Source organism: Hymenobacter polaris (assembly GCF_012927305.1).
Taxonomy (GTDB): domain Bacteria; phylum Bacteroidota; class Bacteroidia; order Cytophagales; family Hymenobacteraceae; genus Hymenobacter; species Hymenobacter polaris.
Window position 1 is genome coordinate 1831748 of record NZ_JABBGH010000001.1, and the last position, 20681, is coordinate 1852428.

Sequence of the window (20681 nt, forward strand, 5' to 3'; positions counted from 1 at the left end):
ATAGACTAAGAGCGTAAAAAAATTAGGGACAGGTACTAACTGCGCTGAGCGCTTGCCGGTGTGCATCAAGCATGGCTTGCCGGTCGATTAGATTGCCACTAGTAGCATTCTGGGTGTGGCCTCCGTGGCCCTCTACCCCACGAACGTGATTATTGAAACCACCTGGGTGGTTGTGGTTTTCGAGGAACACAATATTACGCGGGTCGCCCTGCCAAGCTGGGCCTAAGGTTCCGTTGCCTTCAACGGAGTTGATATGGTGACCGGTATAACCAGCGCGTGACATTACGCTGGTTAAGCGACTATTGGGCGTACTCTTAATCAAATCCATCTCTGGTTGTGACCATGTCCTGGTACCAGCATTCGTTTCAGTTACTAGCTGCTTTTCGAGTGCCCATGCTCTATCTATACCCGTGGCACGAGCACCCGCTAACGGGCCGGTAGTCGCACTGGAAATTGGGTAAGTAACTAGGTTGCTTCCAGGGGCAAGCCCAAGCACATCCAGCCAACTAGCTGTATTTGCGACGTAGCTATACAGACTTAAGCTGCCGAGAACACCAATAGGGTCTTGGGATATATACTGCCCAGCGTGTGGGTCGTAGTACCGGAAGCGGTTGTAGTAGAGGCCGGTTTCGACATCTTCGTACTGGCCCTGGTAGCGCCAAGGGCAGTCCTGGGCGTGGCCTCGGCCTTGGCGCACAGCGCCGTAGCAGTCAAGGGCCATTTCCCAGGTGGCCTGCCCCTGCCCGTCGTAGAGGGCCAGGGGCGTGCCCAACTGGTCGCTGACTACGCTGTAGGCGCCTTGCTGGGTGAGCTTGGCGGCCGGGGCAAAGCTACCCGCCTCAAACAGCCAAGTTAGTACCTGCTCGGCGTGTCCCGCCTCGGGGCCCAGGGCTAGCTCATTCCACTCGTGCAGCGGAACGTGCCCGTCCCATACCCAGCGCGTTATCCGGCCCCGGTAGCGCTTGAGCAAGCGCCGGCCTAGGGCGTCGTAGCCAAAGGAAACGGCGTAGCCGTCGGGCCGCGTTACGCGCACCAGCTGCCCCGCCCCATCCCAGGTGTAGGACCACTGCTGGCCATTGGGCTCCGTCTTGCTCACTAGGTTACCCTCGGCGTCGTAGCGGTAGCGCGTGCCGCTGGCCTCGCGCAGTTGCCCGCCGGGGGCGTAGTGTCGGTCGGTAAGCGTGGGCGTGCGGAAGAGGTTACCGACCGCGTCGGCTACCCGCAGTTCCTGGCTCCCATCGGCATAGTGGGCACCCGTGAGTGTGCCTAGTGCGTCGTATGTATAGCGCGTGGCCCCGGATAGGCTATCGTTGAGGTGGGTGAGCTGGTCAGCCCCTTGCCAGTGATAGGAGCGCTGGCGCTGGCCAGTGCGGGTGTGCACGAGCTGCTGAGTGGGGCGCCCTAGGCCGTCGTACTGCCAATGCTGCTGCACGCCGCCGCTCAGCTGCCGGTGCAATTCTAGGCCGCGGGCGTCGTGTTGTAGCTGGGCTTGCCACTGCGTGCCGGCCTGCATCTGCGTAAGATTACCCATCGCGTCGTGCTGCCAATCAATAGTGGCCCCGAGCGAGGAGCGTAGGTGCGTGCGCTGGCCACGGACATCGTACGAATAAGCCAACGTGTGGCCGTCTTGGTCGGCGCGCACTAGCTGCCCCAAGGCGTCGTACTCGAAGCATAGGCGACTGGTGGGCGTGCAGGCTTCGTGCAGGGCACCGGTAGCACCGTACCGGTAGGTAGTAGGTGCCTCGTCATTGTGAGCCACGGCCGCAATGCGGCCGGCGGCGTCGTAGGTGTAGTGCGTGCTCCGGCCAGCCGGGCGGAGCATGCGCGCTACCTGCCCTATCGCGTTGCGCTCATAGCGGCGCGTCAGACCATCGAAACCTATTTCTTCCACTACCCGGCCGGCCGCATCGAGGGCGAACTTGTACTGGCGGCCATGCTCATTGGTGAGTTGTACTAGTCGGGCCTGCCGGTCGTAGGCAAAGCGGATTTCCTGGCCGGCCTGTTGCCGCACGGCTAAGCGGTTAATGGCAGTATAGGCGAATGCTACTTCCTGCTGGTCGCTCCGAGCGCGTACTACATTACCTTCCGCGTCGTAGTGCAGCTTAGTAGTACGGCCGTCGGGCTCGCGCACGCTCAGCAACCGGCCCAGGCGGTCGTAGTGGCGGTACTGCCGGTAGCCTAGCGCGTCGGTCAGTTCGACGAGCCGGCCCAGGGCGTCATAAGCGCGCGAGCGAATGTGCCCGTCGGGCGTGACAAGATGGGCTAGGTTGTGTTGGGCATCGTAGCGTAGATGAGTAACGTGGTTCAGCGCATCCGTGATGGTGCTGACCCGACCTTCCGCATCGTACTGGTAGTGAATCGTGGCCCCGAGCGGATTCTGCTCGCTTATCAACTCACCGGCGGGGTTATACGTCCAGTGCCAAGTGCTGCCAGCCGCGTTGGTATAATTCAGGCGGCGGTCGTGCTCGTCGAAAGTTACCTGCTCGGTGGCACCGTCCGGGAGCGCAAGTTGCGTGCAGTTGCCGCGGGCATCGTAGGCAAAGCTGGTGGTGCGCCCTAGGGCATCCTGTTCCGTTTCCAACTCCGCATAGGGGCTATAGCGCCAGTGGTGCATCTGGCCTAAGGCGTTGCGGTGCGCGGTAACGAGGCCTTGCTGGTGGTAGTACGTTTCCACGGTCTCAGGCTCATCGCAGTAGAGCGTAGTAAGACCTAGCTCGTACACGAAGCGCCCGTTGTAGTAGTTCTCGTCGCCCCAGGTGCGGGTGCAGCGGCCTAGGGTGTCATACTCGTAGTAGTAGGAAGTGCCTTCGGCAAAGGTCTTCTGCACCATGCGGTGCCCTTCGTAACGAAAATGCCTGGCATGGTCTTCCGCATTGGTTACGCTGATAAGCTGCCCTTGCTCGTCGTATGCGAAATGGGCAGCCACAAACGTAGCGTCGGTTCCATCGGCAGTAGGTAGGTGCACCGCAGTGTGGCGGCCAGCCGCATCGGTTTCCACGCGCACTACGCGCCCTACGCTGTCGTGCACCGCGCACAGGTGCCCAGCCGCCGAGTAGTCGAAGCGGACGCTATGGCCGTAGGTGTCGGTGATGCTAACTAAACGCAGCAGCTGAGGCGACGGCGCATGCGCAATAGCCTGGAAGTGGTAAGTAACTCCTTCGAGCGCTGCGTGCACGTCGTAGCCAGCTTCACCAGCCAACGCTGGCCGCAGCTCTAAGTGGTGCTCACGGTAGTAGCTGTAGTAACCGTTAGCCTCCGAAGGGGCCTCAAACATAGCCACGCGCCCGTCGGCCAGGCGCATGGCTATAGTACCTGCCTCTTGGTCAACCCACAAGGCTACGTCATAGCGATGATACCAGCCGTAGCCCAGCGGGCCCTGATAATTGGAAGTTGAGAAGTACGAGCGCTCCCACACCACGGGAATAGGCCCTGGCAAGACGAAATCTATTGAGTCGAAGTACATAGCCCCGGAGGCTACATCTACCGGCTCATTTCTGCCCGTGCACTTCGCTTTGTCCGCCCCAGGCCGCGCTTCCAATTCTCTGGTTGCGCGGGCTTCGGCTAGCTCCCCGGCTTTGCGCGCTTGTCCTTCTACCAGGCGCCCGCCAAAAAGTATTACTAAATCGCCCAGCAGCACCAAGCCATTTTCTTGCGTTGGCTGCTTATAAAACGTGAAGGCATCGGCGGCGGTAGCGACGCCAAACATGGCGCCCGATGCTTCGAGCAACCCCACGGCTACGGGGCCACCGGCCACGGCGGCCGCCCCGCCCACGGCCCCCATTGCGGCACCTAGCACTAGGCCGCCGGCGGCGCCCTTGGCAGCCCCCATAGCGCCCCCGTGCGCGTATCCCTCAATGCCGCCGGCTACGGCACCAACGCCCCCGCCTACTACCGCCCCGGCCGCCGCAGCACCGGCAATAAGTGGCAGGGCGGCGCCGCCAGTAGCCACCACCACTACGGCTGCCACCAGGATAGCGGCTCCGAATAGCAGCAGGGACTTGGCTTTAGCGTCTTCCGATACTTGTTTTGCTGCCGCTACTTGCCGCTCGTTCTCAGCGGCTTGCATCGCCTGCGTGACGGCTGCTCGCGTGAAGAAGATATCAATTTTGCCGCCCACCGCGCACGGGAGAATCGAGTCGTCGAGCAGTGGATTTTGAAACAGCCCGCCGGCGTTTACCTGCAAGGCCCCCATCAGCGTGTTCTGCCAGCGCATGGTGGCCGGCACGCACGGCCCATGCGTGATAGCGCACGCCCCAAAAGTGGTAACGTTGACGCCCGGCAACCCATCGCCCTCCACCGCCCACTTCTCATCATAGAGGTCGGGGCCAGGCCGCGTAATCAGCAGCTGGCAGGGGGTGGCGCCTTTATCGCAGCGGAGAAAGACGTTGGCAGGAACGTATTTCTGCTGGCTCATGCGGAGGGGTGAGGAAAGATTTCGTGCGTGATGCTATTATGGTACACGCCGGGCACTTCGGCGCGTAGGTGCTGGCGCGAGCGTAGCAGCGCGCCGGTGTGGCGATGCAGCGCAAAGTGGGCCTGGCAGTCAATTTCTAACGCTACGTCAAATGTGTAGTCATCCACAATGCCGCGAATAAGACGGCGAAAATCCTGGTTTGAAAATGCAGCGGTATCTAGGCTGCCAGTGCGGCTAATAAGCACGATGGCCGCATCGTCGGCCGCTTCCTCGGCCTGAGTAGCCAGTAGCAAGGGCAAATCCAGCTCGTTGAAAAAACCAGGGATGACGTGGTGACTCACAACCGGCTCGGTCGCGTAGGCTTGGCCGTACAGCCCGGCTAGGAGCGCACTGTGCACCCCTTTGGTCCGCAGGTTCACCTCCATGCTGCCGGGTAGCGCTAGTTGTTGCTCGAAAGTATCCAGAAAGGGCTGCACGGCCGGCTCACTCGCGTAGCGGGCGCGAATGGCCGGGCTGGCCGCTTGCCATTTGCGCTGTATTTCCGCTTGGTTCTTTACCTCCACCAGCCGGCCGTGCGCGTCGGCTTGCAGTACCAAGCTGCTGCTCACCTGGTTTACATCGGCCAGCACGCGGCTGAATAAGTCAGTGGCCTGCTGGGTGCTGTGCTGCACATCTACTTGTAAAAGATACCCGTGCTCATTCTCACCCAGCACCCGCAGTTCTACCACATACAGCAACTCATTCTCAAACTTCATCTGCGCTACCTGCACGGCACTCACTGTGCGTACTTGATAACGCTGTGGTTGAGACGAAGCGAGAAGTTTCAGAATCATCTTGCAAGAGGGCCGGTGAAAAATACAGAAGAATGCTTAATGCACTTTGGTTTGCCCCGATTGCAGCGTGGCTTTGCCCCCACCATTAAGGGCTAACTCGGTATCTGAACTAACAGTGGCCTTTTGGCTGCCCACTGCCAATAGCTCTTTTGAAGTCAGTGCCATTTGGTTTTTAGCATCTAACGCTATCCCCTGATTCGTTGCGTTAATCTTGACGTCGTCTTCGGCCACCATCGTGATATTTTTGGCGTGCATCCGAATTTCCCCTTTATCACCAGCCTCCAGGGTAATAATACTGCCATTTACCGTAACCGGCCCTTTGCTCTGGATATGGATACTGCCATCGCCCTGAAAGCTGACCGTAACCCCTGTATCCTTGTTATTCGAGTTGGAAATCAGGATTTTCTGCTGGCCCTGCGTGTCGCTCATCACAAACTTGTTGCCGCCTGCCGTTTGCATCCCTTTTAGGTTGTTTTCGGGGTTGGTGTACTTGGCATTCTGCTTGTTTTGGGCGTGGAAGAGGTTGCCCAGCACCAGCGGCTGCTCGGGGCGCTGCTGCTGGTAGTGCATGAGCACCTGCGAGCCCACCTCGGGGGTGAAGAGCTGGCCCTTGCCGTCGCCGGCGTAGGGCGTGAGCACGCGCACCCAGTCGGTTTCGGCGCTGGTGGGCTTCTCCACGGGCCAGTAGTAGCGTACCCGCACCCGGCCCAGGCGTTGCGGGTCGGCCACGTCGATGACCTCGGCCAGCTCGGGCACGCCGGGCTGGGGGCGGGCGTAGGGGTTGGCGGGCGGTTGGGGCAAGGCGTGCAGCACAGCCGTGAAGGTATTAGAATAGCCACCCGTATAGTCCAGCTCATGCGTGAGCTGCACCACGCGGTATTTGCCCAGGCTACCCACGCTTAGGTTATCGCTACCTAGGGCCTCGGCCGAGGCGTCGATGATGGTGCCCAAGCGCAAATCGGGGTTTTCGCTACGGCCCCGAAACAGCAGCGCCCCGGCCGCTACGGCCGCGCCCGCATCCTTGGCGGCGGTTTGCACGTCGGTGCGGGCCTGGGGGGGGAGGGGCGCGGGCGCGTGCAAGGGCTGCGTAAAGACATCCTGGGCCGTTTGCTGGGCAAACTCGGCGAAGGGATTGCCGCTTAGGCCCGCCGGGGTGGCCGGGCTGCTGCCATCCCAGCGCTGGTGTTGGGTGGGGTCGTAGCCGTGCATGGCCACTTGGCTGGGCCGGATGGCCGTTTCCAGCTGAAAGCTGCTCCACTGCTTGTGCAGCTCTAGCGGCACGGTGGGCGCATCGGCGGCCAGCCCAAAGTGCAGCGTGGTGCCATCGTAATAAAACCACTCGTGGCACTCGGCCAGCAGCCGATTCAGGAAGTCAAAATTGCTTTCGTTGTACTGCACCACGTAGGGCAGCGTAGCCTGGCTGGTCAGGTTCACGGCCCTAGGTAGCAGGTTAGCGCGGTAGGGTTGTAATACCTGATTGATGATGCTGCTCAACGATTGCTTCACGAAGGCGCGCTGCTGCACGCCATCGGTGAGCAGGCAGCTGGGGCCGTAGCCCCGAATGACGAAGCTGCCGGTATAGTCGTTGTCGCTGGCCACCACAATGTCGGTCACGAAGCCGGTGAAGGCGAATTGCTGTCCCACGCCTTCGGCGTCGGGCGTGAGCGAGAAGGTAATGGGCTGGCCCACCAGCTCGCGGTGCGCCCGCTGCATAAAGCTGCCCTGCCGGCCCTCTAGGTAGTCAAACGGCACCCCAATCTCGAACGAGTGGTGCGTGTGCAAGTCTTGGTAGATGCGCACGTAAGTAAACTCGGCCAGCGGCGCAGCGCTACCCTTGGGTTGGATGTGCAACGTGACTTGACGCGCCATGCGTAGCGAAGGTTAGAGGGTGGAAAAGGCAGATAGCGGCTTGAAAATACTACCTAGGCGGCAGTTGGCGCGCAGCACAGGCCGGCGCCCCGCGCCCGCCTAGGGGTAGCAAAGGTGCGGGAGGCGCCGCAGATGCGCGCATAGGCTGCCTTGCGGTGGAGGGCCCGGCCGGCGCCCCAAAGATGGTCGTAAAGTACTTTTGCGGCCAGTCGGCAGCCGAAGCGGCTGTCTCTTCTTACCCCTAACTTAGCATCGGGCGGCCGAAGCAGCGGTCGCCAGCAGTGAGGATAAGCAGGTATGGAATACGACGTTCTGATTCGCAATGTGTTCGCCACGCCCGACGTGATTGAACTGCTGTCGGGCCGCACAAGCTGGCTGTCGTATGGCTACGACAACTGGCTGAGCAACCGCTTCTTCCTGCCCAGCCCTTTCGACCCGGTCGATACCCTGGGGCTGCTGGCCCAGCCGGCCACGTTAGCCCGCGTGCCGGTGCACAGCACTCCCAACTACGCCATCTATCAGGTCTCGAACAAGGGCAACGCGACGCTCGACTACTACCACTTGCCCGACCACCGCACGCTGCTCTACGACCGCCGCACCCGCTTTGCTTACTGGGAGCAGCCGCTGGCGCTCGACTCAGGCAACCCACTGGCAGTGACGGCAGAGCAGCTCAAAGCCATCTGCCCCGAGGCTAGCCTGACCAATATCCAAAAACACATCGGGCCGCTCAATACGGCGATGCAGAAGTATCAGATTAACACGCGCTTGCGGCAGGCGCATTTTCTGGCCCAGGTAGCGGTCGAAAGCGACCACTTCCGGGCCACCCGCGAGTATGCGACCGGCAAGGAATACGAGGGCCGCGCCGACCTCGGTAACACGCAGCCCGGCGATGGCGTGCGCTTTGCCGGGCGGGGCCTAATTCAGATTACGGGGCGCGACGTGTACGTCAAGTACGGCCGCTACCTCGGGCGCGACCTCACGCAGGGCAACAGCATGAAGCTGGTGGAGCAGGAGCCCTGGGCCGCCGACGCGGCCGGCTATTTCTGGCTGATTTATAAAAAAGGCAAGGACCTGAACGGCCGCGCCGACCGCGACAACGTAGAGTCGGTGACCAGGGCCGTGAACGGAGGGCACAACGGGCTAGCCGCCCGCCAGCGCTACACCGCCAACGCTAAAAAAGTATTTGGGTTGAAATGAGCACACTACTGCATGGGCCGCGCCTGCGAATAGCCGGGTTGAGTGGGTCGTTGTTTTTCGCCGCGCTGCTGAGTGCGTGTGGGCAGGCCGCGCCGCGCACGGCGGCCCCCAGCCCAAGCTCCCCGCCGGCTGCCGCTGTCAAAGCCGCGCCGGGGCTCCTAGGTCGTTGGAAATCCACTACCGACCCACTATCCGAGTTGGAGATAACGCCGACGCTCTACACCGAGAAATATCAAGGGAAGTCAGTGGCCGTGTCTACTTACCAGCTTACCACTAAGTGCGGGTGTGCCGGGGAAAAGCCGCTGGTTTACAAAACGCCGACCATTCTCACCACGCGCAACCGACAGGATGGCGACTGCTACTGCTACCTTATCGAACAGTTAACGCCCACTACCTTGCGGCTAGCCAACTACGGCGAGGGCGGCTTTCACGCCTTCAAGCGCCTGAAATAGGCTAGCTCGCCCACTTGTTGTCGAGCAGCACTTCACCGCATTGGAGCTTGCCGGCCGATAGCATCAGGGTCATGACCATGCCGCTGGTCGAGGCCGTGCCGTCGAAATGCTTGCTCAGGCCCACGCAGTAAGCGTCTTGAAACTCGATGGTTTTGCGCACAGCGCGGCTGTCGGCTTCAAACACCAGAATCTTGCCATCGAGCCGCTTGGTGTTGTCCAAGGCCCAAAAATGAAGCAGGTCGCTAGGCTGCGAGTCGAGCTCGATATGCAGCTGCCCACCCTGCACCAGGGTATCGGCCCGGTTGAGGGTGTCGGCACTCTGGTGGATGCTCCAATTGAAGCTACGCACGTTAAACGTTTCATCCTGCACGATAAAGGCGGCTTCAAACGACATGGGCGGGAGCTTTAGAAAATGACGGCTAAGCCGCCGTTAATACCAGAAAGTTACGTAGAAAGCGTCACCAGCGCCCTAGGTGGGCCAGGCACTAGGGCCCGACCTAGGGGCTCGGCGAGCCGTTAAAACAACCCGAAGAAGCGCGGCTCCTTACCCAGCTCCACGTTGATGGGCTCCAGCGTTTTTTCGATGCTCTGCTTGAGGTCGGCGGTGGCGGGGTCTTGCAAAATCTTGATAAACGCCGTGCGCGATTCTTGCAACAACTGCTTGCGCTCTTTGCTGCGGGCCTTGTGGTCGAGGGCGCGCTGGCGCAGGCAGTCGGCATTGGCAAAGGCTACCTGGTCTTGCAGCAAGCTCACCTGAAGCTTGAGGGCCGCGCTGGGCGGCGGTACCAGGGTAGCGCCGCCGCCGCCCCCACCCCCGGCGGCTACCTGCGGCGGACGGCTAATGCTAGCGGCTTGCAATGTGACAACTTGCTGCTTAGCTTGAGCTAATTCTTCGGCTAGGCGAGCGCTGGCTTGAGCATCGGCGCCGCTCTTAGCCAGCTGCCCGCGCAGCGCATCAATCGTGTTGCGGTTCGAGCGAAAAAGGTCGAAGGCGCGCAATTCATCGCGCACCAACTGGCGGTGCGCGGGCACTTGCAGCTGGGCCGAGTCGAGGCGCAGCTGGCTCAGGCTCACGGCAATATCGTTAAGGTAGTCCTGGTTGCTGGTGTTCAGGCGGCCCAGTACGAGGTCGTTCTTCTCGTCGCGCAGGCGCTGGTCTACCACATCAATGCGCTGCAGGTGGTGCGCCAGCGTGTCGAAGCGAGCCACTAGCTGCTTCTGCTCCTGGTGGGTGCGGTCGAGTTCCTTTTTCAGGCGAGCGTTCTCATCAGCCAGGCTATTATTAGAAAATAGGTAGTACGAGGCCCCTAGGGGCACGGCCAGCGCCAGCAGGTACAGCAGCGAAAATTGCCAGAGGCGGGTGCGTCGTTCGGGTTGGTTGAGCGGATTCATGCAGGCAGTAGACTAACGGCGGGCGGCGAGGCAAACGCGATTAAATGGGACTCCAGCGCAAGCCGCCGCCCGTAGTCGGCGACTCGGGCACCGGCGTGATAATGGGCCCGCGGTGAAACACCGGATTTTCGTTGATAAAGGTCTGCCAGCCTTCGCGGTTTTTGCCAATGTACTCGAGCTGGCTAAGTTGGCGGAAAACGAGCCCTAGGAGCTGCCACAGCTGCTGCTGCTGCTGCAAGTGCTCGTGCACGCGGTGGTGGTCGTAGGCCAGGGTCACGGCCGCTTGCAGGGCGGCGAGCAAGGTAGCGGGCGGCGTCTCCGACCACTGCTCGCAGTACTTGAGCAACTCCTCGCGCTCGGCTTCGGTGAGCAGGTCAAGCGAGGTTTTGACTTGCTTGGCTACCCGCAGCAGCGCATCCAGCAGGTAGCTGGGGGGCTGCTGCGCAGCCAGCAGCCGCAGCGTGGTCAGCTGCTGAGCCAGGGCCAGCGCGGTACGCTCGGCCAGCTCGCGCACCAGGTCGGCCAGCGGGCTGCGCTTGTCGGCGCGCAGCTTCACTTTATGAATAATTTTGAAGGCGTCCGTTTCTAGCTCGGTCAGCTGAAAATCAAGCTGATGCAGCGCTTGCAGCAGCGCTGGGTGGCTGGCCAGCGCCAGGCTGGGCGGAATGTACCCCGCCACTGGCCGCAGGGCTCCTTCGGCGTACAGCAGCTCGCCCACCACCAGCGCAAACGCCGCGCTGGCCTGGCTGCCTAGTTGCGCTGCGGGCACCACGCTCAACTGGTAGCCGGGGCGGGTATAGGGGTGGCGGGGCGGCAGTTCGGCCGGGTCGGGCGGGCCGGTCGGCACCCGCTCAAATGGGTTGACGGTGAGCACCACATTGAAGCGCAGCCCCTCGGTGGCCGCCAGGCCAAAGGTGGCCAGCAGCTGCCCTAAGCTGGTGCGCACGGTGAGCGGCGCACTGCTGGGCGTGATTTCAATGCGGGCCCCGCCCGCCGTAACGGCCCGACATTGCGTAAGGCGGGCCTGTACTTCGCTCTGGGCATCCACGCTCAGCAGCAGCTCAAAGGCGGCGGGGCTGCCCAGCTCATTAACAGCGGGCAACAGGCCGTAGCGGTCGGCGCGCAGCTCCAGGGCCACGGCGTCGCGCAGGTGGTCGAGCACGAACTGGTCGGTTTCGGTGAAGTGGCGGCGGGCGATTTTCATCCCGTCCACCCAGTTCACGGGGTAGTGCGTGAGGTCTGGAAGCATAGCCGCAAAAGAGAGGCGAAAAGTAGAAAGAAATGGCCGGTTCCGGCCTAGGCTCCGGGCAAGGGTAGGGGCACCCGCTGGGCCACAATGATGCTGCCCTGGCGCAGAAAGTTATCCTGAAACGTGCGGTCGGGGTCGTAGTAGTGGCGGCGGCGCCACCACGCCCGCTTGGCGTAAAACAGCCACCCGTAGGCTTGGCCTTGGCCATCAAGATATTGCAGCGCTTGGTCGGGCTTGAGCTTGTTGTAGTCGGTCAGGAAAATGCCAAACAAGTCATTCAGCCGCATTTGGTAAGGCGCTTTGGACGAAAAGTCGTGGTAGAGGCTCTCGCCATGGCGGCGCGTCATCCAGAAGTGCACCACCATAAAATTGTTGAGGTCGATGCGCGTCAGGTCGGGGCCAGGCGCCAGCGGGTTGTAGCGCCAGAGCTTGTAGCGGCGCGGCGGCACGGCCCGCCACGCCTGGTACGATTGCCAGAAGAAGAACGGCAGCAGAAACGGAATTATCGCCATTACGAAGCCGGCTGGCGGCAGATAGCCTTGCGCCCAAGGCAACCAGCGCAACGCCCAGATGGTGCCGCCGCCCAGCGCCGCCGTGGCCACCAGCACCAGCGCTGCCTGCCAGCGCCCCCGCGGCGGCAGCCAAGGTAGCCAGCGCGGCAGCTTCGCCGCGTAGAGCCACCCCACCAGCACCAGCGCCACTTGCAGCAGGCCAAACGTAAGCCGGTAGGGCCAGGGGCTGCGCACGGCCGCCAGCCCCAGCAGCCCTATACCGAGCACCGTGCCCAGCACGTAAAGCAGCACACTACCAAAAACTTTGCTACCCTGCACGCGGGAGCTGAGGTTGGAAACGGTGCTCGTAGCAGCCGAGCGAGCTTGAGAAGCAGGATTGGGAAGCATGGAAAAGACAAAATGGCGCCGGCGGCGGCTCGGCGACTGACTTTGCCAAGGTACGGGAAATCTGCCTGCGGAGCTAGCTGCTCGGTATTCAACCCGGCTGGGCCCGCCTGACCCGGTCCTGGGACTTATACTTGCGTTATGCCGTTGCGTTCTCCTTCTGCCCGCGAGCTCCTCGAGCGCCAGTGCCGCCAGACCTTCGATGTGCGCCTAGAGGTGCTGCTGGCTGAGCTGCTGGCGTATGGCTACGCCTTCGAAGACTTCGTGGTGCGGCCAGTAAGCTTATTTGCCCGCCGCTACCGCCGCGACCTAGGGGCCGTAGCCGAAGAGCCCTTCGAGCGCCACCACCGCGAAGTGGTACGCACCGTGCTGGAGGTGCACCGCGAAGGCCTCTACGATGCCCTGCCGCAACAGGTATTTCACCAGCCCAGCGGCAACCCCGGCGGGCACCCCCCCGATGTGCGGGCGATGGTGGCGGACAGCCTGGCCCAGCGCCGCAAGGAAAAAGCCACCCGCAAGTTCTTTCTGCCCTTCGAGCAGGAGTTTTTTCGCTACCGCGTGCGCCTCGAGCAGGAAGAGCGGCGCTACTTCAACAGCTTGGCCACCAACTGGTATAACGAGGCCTTGGCGCGTTTTTGGGGCCTAGCCGAGGCGGGCCTGCCCCCCGTGGTGCTCACCAACCTGCTTTACCTGCTGCCCTTGGCCTGCAACATTGTGGGCGACTTGCCCCGCACCCAGCGCTGCTTCGAGAGCGTGCTGGGTCATGCTGTGCGGCTGCGCTCGGTGGCGCCGCAGCGGCACCCGCTGCCAGCCGTCCCCACCAACGCGCAGCCCACCAGCGGCACCCTAGGGAGCCTAGCATTAGGTCGCGATTTGGTACTCGGCGGCGACTACCAAGAAACGCTGCCCGCGCTTGAAGTCACCGTGCAAGGCTTGACCGTAGCCGAACTAGAGGCCTATCTCACCAACGCGTGGCCCGCCACCGCGCTTGCGCTGCTGTGCGAGTACTTCGTGGCCTTCGAGACCGACGTGGTAGTGCGCTACGACATGGCCGCCGCCGAGCCCGAATTCCGGCTGGGTGAGGGAGAAGCAGCACCTGTATTAGGCTTTACTACAGCTGGCATCTGAAAGCGCAAGTAAGTATCACGCAGGACTGAGGTGGTCAGGTGAACATGGAGAGGATGGTTATACCTTCCAATTAGCATGAAAGCCAGCCCCTAACCGGCCAAGCGCCGGCGCCATGATGCCGCTTTCCAAGCCGAGGCCCTGCGCCTAGCCGGTGCGAGCCGCTTGACGCACGCCGCCGCCTAGGCCTTAACTATCACTGTCAAGCTGCTCTAGGAATAGTAGAAAGAAGCGCTTACTCCCGTAGCGGCGGCCCGCCCGTGCGTGGGGTAGAATTGGACCCGGCCACCGCGGCCGAGTTGCGGCAGCGCCGGGCCTTGGCGCGGCGGCAAGCGCAGGAGCTGGACATTTGAAAAAGCCACTGCCAGTTGCCTGCTATGAGCGCCGGCTCTCAGCAACTGACAACCCATGAGCCGCCACCGCTTTATCAAAGCGTAACAGAGGCAGTACCCCGTGCACTTGCTTTGCCAGGTGGTGGCGGGGCCGGCCAGCGGCTACTATACGTGGCAACAAGCTCAACAACCAGCAAGTAAACATGCATCGCCCGCTTGGAAAGCGGCGCTGGTGAAGGTCTTCGGCCGCCGCCAGCGCCGCGACGGCACCCGCCGGCTGCAGGTCGCCTTGCGCCGAAAAGGCTACCGCGTCGGGCGCCAGCGCCGGCGCACCGCGAGGCGCCGGCAGGGGCTGCGGGCCATCCGACCCAAAGCCTGCCCGCCCCGCACGACCGACTCCCCCCACGGGCTGCGCTGCGCCCCCCACCCGGCTGCCCAACCAGCCCAGGCCCTACGCAGGCTGCCTAGGCATGGGGCAGTGACATCACCTGCTTGCCGCTGGCTAACGGCGAGGGGGCTTAGCTGGGCGCGTAGCAGAAGGTCAGCAAACAGGGGGGGCGGGCACGTCATGGCCCCCATGCCCGAGGAGCTAACTACCACGGCCTGGCAGCGCGCTTGCTAGGCCCAGCCGCCCACGCCGGGTCTGCTCGTGCCCGCCAACCGGGGCGGGCAGTACTGCGTCAACGGGTACCGCCCGCTGCGGCGTGACCGCGAGGCCCGGCGCTCGCCGAGCCGGCGCGGCGACTGCCACGATCATGCGCGGGCCGCGAGCCGCTGGTCACGCCTCGAAACGGGGGGGCTCGACGTCGGCGAGCAACCCGTTTTTGCCGGCCTGGCTGACGTGCTGACCAGCGTCGCCGACTACGTTGGTTGCCACAATCCCGAGCGGCAGCACTCCAGCAGCGGCTACCAGGCCCCGTATCATGCTCACCAGCAGCTTCTTCAACTTAACGCCCTACCCTGTCCGGCGTAACCAGGCCACCCCAACCTGCTTAATGCATCCCTAAAAGCGCGGATTTTAAGCCGTTTTTGCGGGTTAGGAAGTGGGTTCTTTTTAGTGGCTTTGCGGACCACACTTTCTGAGCCAATACGTTAACCACACTTGCGCTTTGTCAACCACCTAAAAGCTAGCGGCCAGGCAGCATCCAAAGGGCTGCTGCCTGGCCGCTAAAGGTCGCTCAGTCCGTAGTTCAGGCGCTCTCGTCTACTACGGTGGCGGCGATGTCGGCTTCCTGCTCCACTTCGGCTTCCATAATGGGCTCGCCCTGGCCGAAGGAATCGGCGTCGTCTTCCACGGGCAGCAGGGCGCTGGTGGCGGCAGCAGCGGCTTCGGCCTCGCGCAGGCGGGCGGCGTGCTGGGCGTGCAGCAGGGCCAGCAAGCCTTCGGGCGTGGCCTGGGCCAGGGCGACTTCGTCGGGGCGACGGTAAAAATCGCGGTGGATGTTTACGGCCGCTTCGCCGGCCGCGGGCTGCTGCCGAATGTAGGCGCCGTCCTCGCGCATCACGTAGCTATTCTGGTTGTCCAGCAGGTTGAGCTGCAGGATGTGGATGGCCTCGCGGCGCAATTGCGGGTTCTCAATGAGGAAGATGGCCTCGATGCGGCGGTCGAAGGAGCGCACCATCGCGTCGGCCGAGCCAGCGTAGAGCCGCGCCTCGCCCGCGTGGTGGAAGTAGAACAGGCGGGCGTGCTCCAGGTACTCGCCCACGATGCTGCGCACCTCAATATTTTCGCTAAGGCCCGCCCGGCCCGGCCGCAGGCAGCAAATGCCGCGCACGATGAAGCGGATGGGCACGCCGGCCTTGCTGGCCTTGTAAAACTCGTCGATTAACTCCCGGTCTTCCAACGAGTTCATCTTCATCACGATGCCGCTAGGCAGGCCTTTCTTGGCGTTTTTGGCTTCCTCGCGCACCAGGTGAATAAGTTGCTGGCGCATGTCCCTAGGGGCCGTAATGAGGTACTCGTAGTCGTCGGGCTGTGAGTGGCCGGTTATGACATTGAAGAATTCCGACACGTCGTGGCCGTAGGTGTCGTTGGTCGTCAGCAGGCTCAGGTCGGTATAGAGGCGAGAAGTCTGCTCATTGTAGTTGCCCGAGCCGATGTGCACGTAGCGCGTTACCTTCTCGCCTTCCTTGCGAATAATCATCAGCATCTTGGTGTGGGTCTTGTACTTACCCACACCGTAGATGACGAAGCAGCCGGCTTTTTCGAGCCGGGCGCCCTCCCGGATGTTGCGCTCCTCGTCAAAGCGGGCCTTCACTTCGAATAGCACCGACACGTGCTTGCCGTTTTCGGCCGCCTTGAGCAGGGCAGCCGTCACGCGCGAGTCTTCGGCCAGGCGGTAGATGGTTTGCTTAATGCCTAGCACCTGGGGGTCTTCGGCGGCGCGCTCCAGCAGGCGCACCACCGGCTCGATGCTGTTGTAGGGATGGTGCAGCAGCACGTCGTGGTGCTTGAGGTATTCGAAGAGGTTGTCGTCGGCGCCCTCGGGCAGGCTTACCGGCAGCACGGCGGCGGGCTGCTTAGCCCCCTTGCCCTTAAAGCTGGGGTAGCGCAGTATCTGGTTGAGCCCGCGCAAATCGAGCAGTCCCGGAATGACGAAGATGTTGCCGTTGTCGATGTTCCAACGCTCGCGCAGAATGTTCATCAGGTAGGTCGAGGCGTCGGGCTCGACCTCTACGCGCACCACGCGGCCGCGCTTGCGCGTCTTCAGGCCCGCCTGAATCTCCTTGATGAAATTGGTATCAATGTCTTCTGATTCTTCCAGCGTGAAGTCGCCGTTGCGGGTAATGCGCAGCAAATCGGCCGACACGATGTCCACGTTGCGGAATAGCTTGGGCAGGTTGGCGCGCACAATCTCCTCGATGGGCACGAACACCACGCGGTCCTTGCGGGTAATCTCGAAGAAGCGCGTCAGGTTTTGCGGAATCTGCACGAACGTGAGGCGCTCCTGACCCTTGTCCATGTCGGGCACTTGCACCAGGGGCGTCGCCACGCCGCCCGGCTCGCTCTGCGGAATGCCGCGCGTGACCACCCCGAAGGTGAGCACCTGGTTCATGATGAGCGGGAAGCCGTGGTACGAGTCGTAGACCATGGGCGTGAGCAGCGGAAACACCGTATTTTTGAAGTAGCCCTCCACCTTTTTCAGCTCCACCTCCGTTAGTTCTTCCATGCGCCGGATGCTGAAGCCTTGCTTCTCGAACTGCGGCTTGAGGTCATTTAAATACGTCAGCGACTGGTCGTTGACGAAGCGGTGGGCGAAGTCGAGCAGCTTGCGCCGGAAGGGCAGCTCGCGCAAACCCGAGTAGTCGATACGCTCCTTGCCGTAGTCGAGGTAGTTGTAGAGCGAGCCGACGCGAATCATGAAAAACTCGTCGAGGTTGGACGAGGTAATGCTCAGAAAACGCAGCTTATCGAATAGCGAGCGGCCGGGGTCGCGGGCCTGGTCGAGCACCCGGTAGTTGAAGCGCAGCCAGCTCAGGTCGCGGCTGATATACTTGCTTTTGCGGATAAGGTCGGCAGATTTGAATAACTTCATAAACCGCAGATTTAACGGATTTAACGGATTGCGCAGATACGCCCGCTGCGCGGGCTGGCTGCGCAGGCAGCGCCTTCCCTGCAAAATAACGCCTAGGGGCTCCCAATCTGTTAGAGGCTAGCGGAAATACTGTGCGTACTGGGCTGGCAGGGCGGCTAAGGGGCGAATTTGGATGTCCTTGTAGAAAACCTCGGCGGCTTCGCTTTGCAGCTGAATTTTACCGTGGGTAAGGGGCTGGCGCTGGCCGTCCTTCAGGTAGCCCGAGTTACTGAGGGCCAGCACCACGTGGCCGTTTACCAGGTGCACACTCTGGCCGTTCACGTTCAGCAACTCCAACTCCGTCCAGCCATCGGCGGCGGGCAGGTAGCTGGCGGCGGCCTGGCACCAGTAGGGGCCGCCGTTGCCCATGCCCACCGGCGCGGCCCTAGGGGTGTAGCGCAAAGTATCTTGGTGGCGGGCGGCCCGGATGTCGGCCACCGAGCTGGCAATGCACCAGTAGTCGCCCATGGCGTTGCCCTTCTCCACTTCCGACACCTGAAACTCCTGGGCCAGCATCCAGGAGTGCCAGTAATCGACGCCGGCCTCGCCCTGGCTGTTGTAGAGCACGCCGCTGTCGCGAGGCTCTTGCAGGCGGGGCTCCCATTTCTTGGTGCCCCATTTCACTTTCAACTTCAGGTCGTAGTTGGCATAGTCCTGCTTGGTAAACACGCAGCCGTAGACCTCGCCGCTGATGCGCAGCACCGGCGTGCCCTGCTGCATAGTGACCGAAAACACGTTGGCCTCGTTTTTATCGTAGCCGATGGGCGGCACCGGTTGGCCCTGCGCATCGGTCGGCACCTGGCCCTTATAGCCGGGCTGGTGGCGGTAGCTCTGGTAAACTCGCCACTTACTCAGGTTCTGGTCCAGCAAGTTCGTCCAGCCCGGCGCGGGCTTCGAGGCAGTACTAGCAGCGAGCAGCGGTACGCTGAGCAGTAGGGCAAACGCGTTTTTCATGGCGGGGGCTAGGGTAGCGGGGGCGGGAAAGAGAACCTCACAAAGCTACCGCCCAACAGCGCCTACGGCACGTGCTCAAACACGTCGGCCCACTGCAGCTGCAGCTCGGGCAGCGTGCGGCTCGGAATGAGGCCGGGCTCGTAGAAGTCGCCCAGGGGCTGGTACTGCTCGTTTTCCAGCACGTACACCGCCACCGTTTGCTCGCCCGGAAACACAATCCAGTACTCGCCCACCCCGTTTTCGGCGTAGAGGTCGAACTTGGTGTGCGTGTCGTGGGTGGCCGTGCCGGGCGACACAATTTCGATAATCCAGTCGGGGGCGCCTAGGCAGCCGCGCTGGTCAATCTTGGCCGGGTCGCAAATCACGCACAGGTCGGGCTGCACCACCGTTTTTATTTGGTCGTCGCCATTGCCCGTACTGCGCAGCAGGCGCACGTCGAAGGGCGCGGCAAATACGCGGCACTGCTTACGCCTTAAATAGCTGTGCAACAAGCCTGAAAGGTTCATGGAGCACTGCTGATGCCTGGAAGTCGGAGCCGACATTTTGCGCAGCATCTTACCCCGAATCAGCTCAACCAGCTCGCCAAACTTCCAGCCTAAGTAGTCGGCGTAAGTGTAGTGCTCGTTGGGGTCGAGCTGCGAAATGTTGGTGATGGGAGCCAGCGTAGGAGTCATATCAGCAAGTTACGCCCTAGGGCGGCTTACTCGCGCCGGGGGCGCTGGGGCAGCGTAAGCAGCAGCACGAGCAGCGCTGTGGCCCCTAGGGCATACCAGGTGACGACGGGCAGCCCGCGGTAGTAGGGCATGGCCGGTGGGTAGTGCCCCAGCAGACTAAGGCCGGCAAACAGCAGCGTGCCCACGGTGAGCAAGGCCAGCACGGTGCGGCTCACCAGTTGGTCGGCCTTGCGCAGCAGGCTGGCGTAGCCGCTCAGCTCCACCTTCAGGCGCAGTTCGCCCTTGCTGGCTTTGCGCATTATCTGGCGCAGGTCGGCGGGCAGGGTTTGCAGCAAAGCCAGCAGCTGGGTGCCGGTGTACTCGGCCTCGCTCAGGATGTTTTCGGGCGAGTACTGCTCGCGCAGGATTTTGGCGCCGTAGGGCCGCACAAACTCGAAGGTGTTGAAGCGCGGGTGCAGCACCCGGCCGATGCCTTCCAGAATAACCAACGCCCGCAAGATGAGGAAGATGGCGCCCGGCACCTGTAGCTTGTACTTGTAGATGATGCCCTGCAGGGCGTCGGCCAGGTCGCTCATGCGCATGTCCTGCACATCGAGCACGGCGAAGTCCTCAATGAGCAAGCTTAGGTCGTTCTCAAAGGCGCGCATGTCGGGGATGTCGCTGCTCAAAGCCAGGCGGCGGAAGCTCACGGCCATGCTGCGCGCATCTTGCCGGGCCATGCCGATGAAGACGCCCGCAAAGGCGTACTTCTGCTGCTTGGTGAGCTTGCCCACCATGCCGAAGTCAATGAGCACCAGCGTGCCATCGGGGCGCACCAGCACGTTGCCGGGGTGCGGGTCGGCGTGAAAGAAGCCGAACTCGAAAATCTGGGTCAGGTACACGTCCATGCCAGTTTCGGCAATGGTTTCGGGGCGCAGGCCCCAGGCCAGCAGCTGCGCGGTATCGGTTATCTTGCAACCCGCTACAAACTCGATTACCAGCACTTTGGCCGTGCTTAGCTCGCGGTAGGGCTTCGGAATGTAGAAGCTGGTGTAGGACTCGTAGAGCTGGCGCAGCTGCTCCATGGCGCGGGCCTCCTGGGTATAATCCAGTTCCTTGGTCATGCTGCGCTCGAAGGCGTCAATCACGTCCTGGGGGTTGGCCAGGCCCTGGTTGCGCAGGAAGTTGCCCGTCAGGCGCACCAGCTCGTGCAGCAGGCGCAGGTCGCTTTCCACCTTCTCGCGCACGCCGGGGCGCTGCACTTTTACTACCACTTCCTCGCCCGAGTGCAGCCGCGCCCGGTGCACCTGCCCAATGCTGGCCGAGCCGAGGGGCACGTCGTCGAACTCGCGGAAAACTGCCCCTAGGGGCCGGCCCAGCTCGGCTTCCACAATCTGGCGGGCCTCGGCGGTGGCGAAGGGCGGCACGTTGCTTTGCAGCTTCTCCAGCTCGTCGATGAGGGCCTCGGGCAGCAAGTCGGCGCGGTTGCTCAGGGCCTGGGCCAGCTTGATGAACGTGGGCCCTAGCTCCTCGATTATCAGGCGGATGCGCTCCCAGCGCGTGGTTTCGAACACGGGGCGCTCGTCGTCCTGCCGCCAGCGCAGGCGGCGCTTCTGGCCCACCAGGCGGCGCAGGGGCGTGGTCGTCACCACATCCTCGAAGCCGTAGCGCAGCAGCACCTCGGCCACTTGGCGCAAGCGGGCAAGGTTGGAGATGGTATTCTTAAAAAGCACGACGGTA

Annotated in this window: 15 protein-coding genes; 4 read left to right on the forward strand and 11 right to left on the reverse strand. The window is 62.3% G+C overall.

Annotation, left to right across the window (positions count from 1 at the left end; all coding sequences use genetic code 11):
- Positions 1-22: 22 nt before the first annotated feature.
- The 3 genes from HHL22_RS07830 to HHL22_RS07840 all read right to left on the reverse strand — a co-directional run bounded on the left by HHL22_RS07830 (position 23) and on the right by HHL22_RS07840 (position 7116).
- Positions 23-4414, reverse strand: coding sequence for a DUF6531 domain-containing protein (locus tag HHL22_RS07830; protein ID WP_169530368.1), 4392 nt, complete (start codon positions 4412-4414; stop codon positions 23-25).
- Positions 4411-5193 carry a hypothetical protein gene (locus tag HHL22_RS07835; RefSeq protein ID WP_169530369.1) on the reverse strand — a complete coding sequence of 261 codons (783 nt, stop codon included), beginning with the start codon at positions 5191-5193 and terminating at the stop codon, positions 4411-4413. The genes HHL22_RS07830 and HHL22_RS07835 overlap by 4 nt, the downstream gene beginning before the upstream one ends.
- 90 nt (positions 5194-5283) lie before the next feature.
- Complete coding sequence (locus tag HHL22_RS07840; protein WP_169530370.1) at positions 5284-7116, reverse strand: type VI secretion system Vgr family protein; 1833 nt, start codon at positions 7114-7116, stop codon at positions 5284-5286.
- Positions 7117-7413: 297 nt separating this feature from the next.
- Between HHL22_RS07840 and HHL22_RS07845 the strand changes: the two genes are divergently transcribed.
- Positions 7414-8313 (forward strand): glycoside hydrolase family 19 protein, encoded by a 900-nt coding sequence (locus HHL22_RS07845; RefSeq protein WP_169530371.1) that lies wholly within the window; start codon positions 7414-7416, stop codon positions 8311-8313.
- Positions 8310-8765 carry a hypothetical protein gene (locus HHL22_RS07850; RefSeq protein WP_169530372.1) on the forward strand — a complete coding sequence of 152 codons (456 nt, stop codon included), beginning with the start codon at positions 8310-8312 and terminating at the stop codon, positions 8763-8765. The genes HHL22_RS07845 and HHL22_RS07850 overlap by 4 nt, the downstream gene beginning before the upstream one ends.
- Before the next feature lies 1 nt (position 8766).
- On the opposite strand, the gene tssD is transcribed toward HHL22_RS07850, so the two are convergent.
- From tssD to HHL22_RS07870, 4 genes are all read right to left on the reverse strand, one after another.
- On the reverse strand, positions 8767-9159 hold the full coding sequence (gene tssD, locus HHL22_RS07855) for a type VI secretion system tube protein TssD (protein WP_169530373.1): 393 nt from the start codon (positions 9157-9159) through the stop codon (positions 8767-8769).
- Positions 9160-9281: 122 nt separating this feature from the next.
- Positions 9282-10157 (reverse strand): hypothetical protein, encoded by an 876-nt coding sequence (locus HHL22_RS07860; RefSeq protein WP_169530374.1) that lies wholly within the window; start codon positions 10155-10157, stop codon positions 9282-9284.
- 40 nt (positions 10158-10197) lie between these two features.
- Positions 10198-11406, reverse strand: coding sequence for a hypothetical protein (locus tag HHL22_RS07865; protein ID WP_169530375.1), 1209 nt, complete (start codon positions 11404-11406; stop codon positions 10198-10200).
- A gap of 47 nt (positions 11407-11453) precedes the next feature.
- On the reverse strand, positions 11454-12305 hold the full coding sequence (locus tag HHL22_RS07870) for a TssN family type VI secretion system protein (RefSeq protein ID WP_169530376.1): 852 nt from the start codon (positions 12303-12305) through the stop codon (positions 11454-11456).
- Between the two features lie 144 nt (positions 12306-12449).
- Here HHL22_RS07870 and HHL22_RS07875 point away from each other — a divergent pair, with 144 nt between their 5' ends.
- Entirely contained in the window at positions 12450-13430 is a 981-nt protein-coding gene (locus tag HHL22_RS07875) for a type VI secretion system baseplate subunit TssG (protein ID WP_169530377.1), read from the forward strand.
- Between the two features lie 978 nt (positions 13431-14408).
- Positions 14409-14732: a hypothetical protein gene (locus HHL22_RS07880; protein ID WP_169530378.1), complete on the forward strand. Its 324-nt coding sequence runs from the start codon at positions 14409-14411 to the stop codon at positions 14730-14732.
- Positions 14733-14949: 217 nt separating this feature from the next.
- Here HHL22_RS07880 and ppk1 read toward each other — a convergent pair whose 3' ends face one another.
- The 4 genes from ppk1 to HHL22_RS07900 all read right to left on the reverse strand — a co-directional run bounded on the left by ppk1 (position 14950) and on the right by HHL22_RS07900 (position 20674).
- Positions 14950-17295 carry a polyphosphate kinase 1 gene (gene ppk1, locus HHL22_RS07885; protein WP_241737991.1) on the reverse strand — a complete coding sequence of 782 codons (2346 nt, stop codon included), beginning with the start codon at positions 17293-17295 and terminating at the stop codon, positions 14950-14952.
- Positions 17296-17412: 117 nt separating this feature from the next.
- Positions 17413-18288 (reverse strand): 3-keto-disaccharide hydrolase, encoded by an 876-nt coding sequence (locus HHL22_RS07890; protein WP_169530379.1) that lies wholly within the window; start codon positions 18286-18288, stop codon positions 17413-17415.
- A 62-nt stretch (positions 18289-18350) separates the two neighbouring features.
- Entirely contained in the window at positions 18351-18962 is a 612-nt protein-coding gene (locus tag HHL22_RS07895; protein ID WP_169530380.1) for a Uma2 family endonuclease, read from the reverse strand.
- Positions 18963-18988: 26 nt separating this feature from the next.
- Positions 18989-20674 (reverse strand): ABC1 kinase family protein, encoded by a 1686-nt coding sequence (locus tag HHL22_RS07900; protein WP_169530381.1) that lies wholly within the window; start codon positions 20672-20674, stop codon positions 18989-18991.
- Positions 20675-20681: the final 7 nt, after the last annotated feature.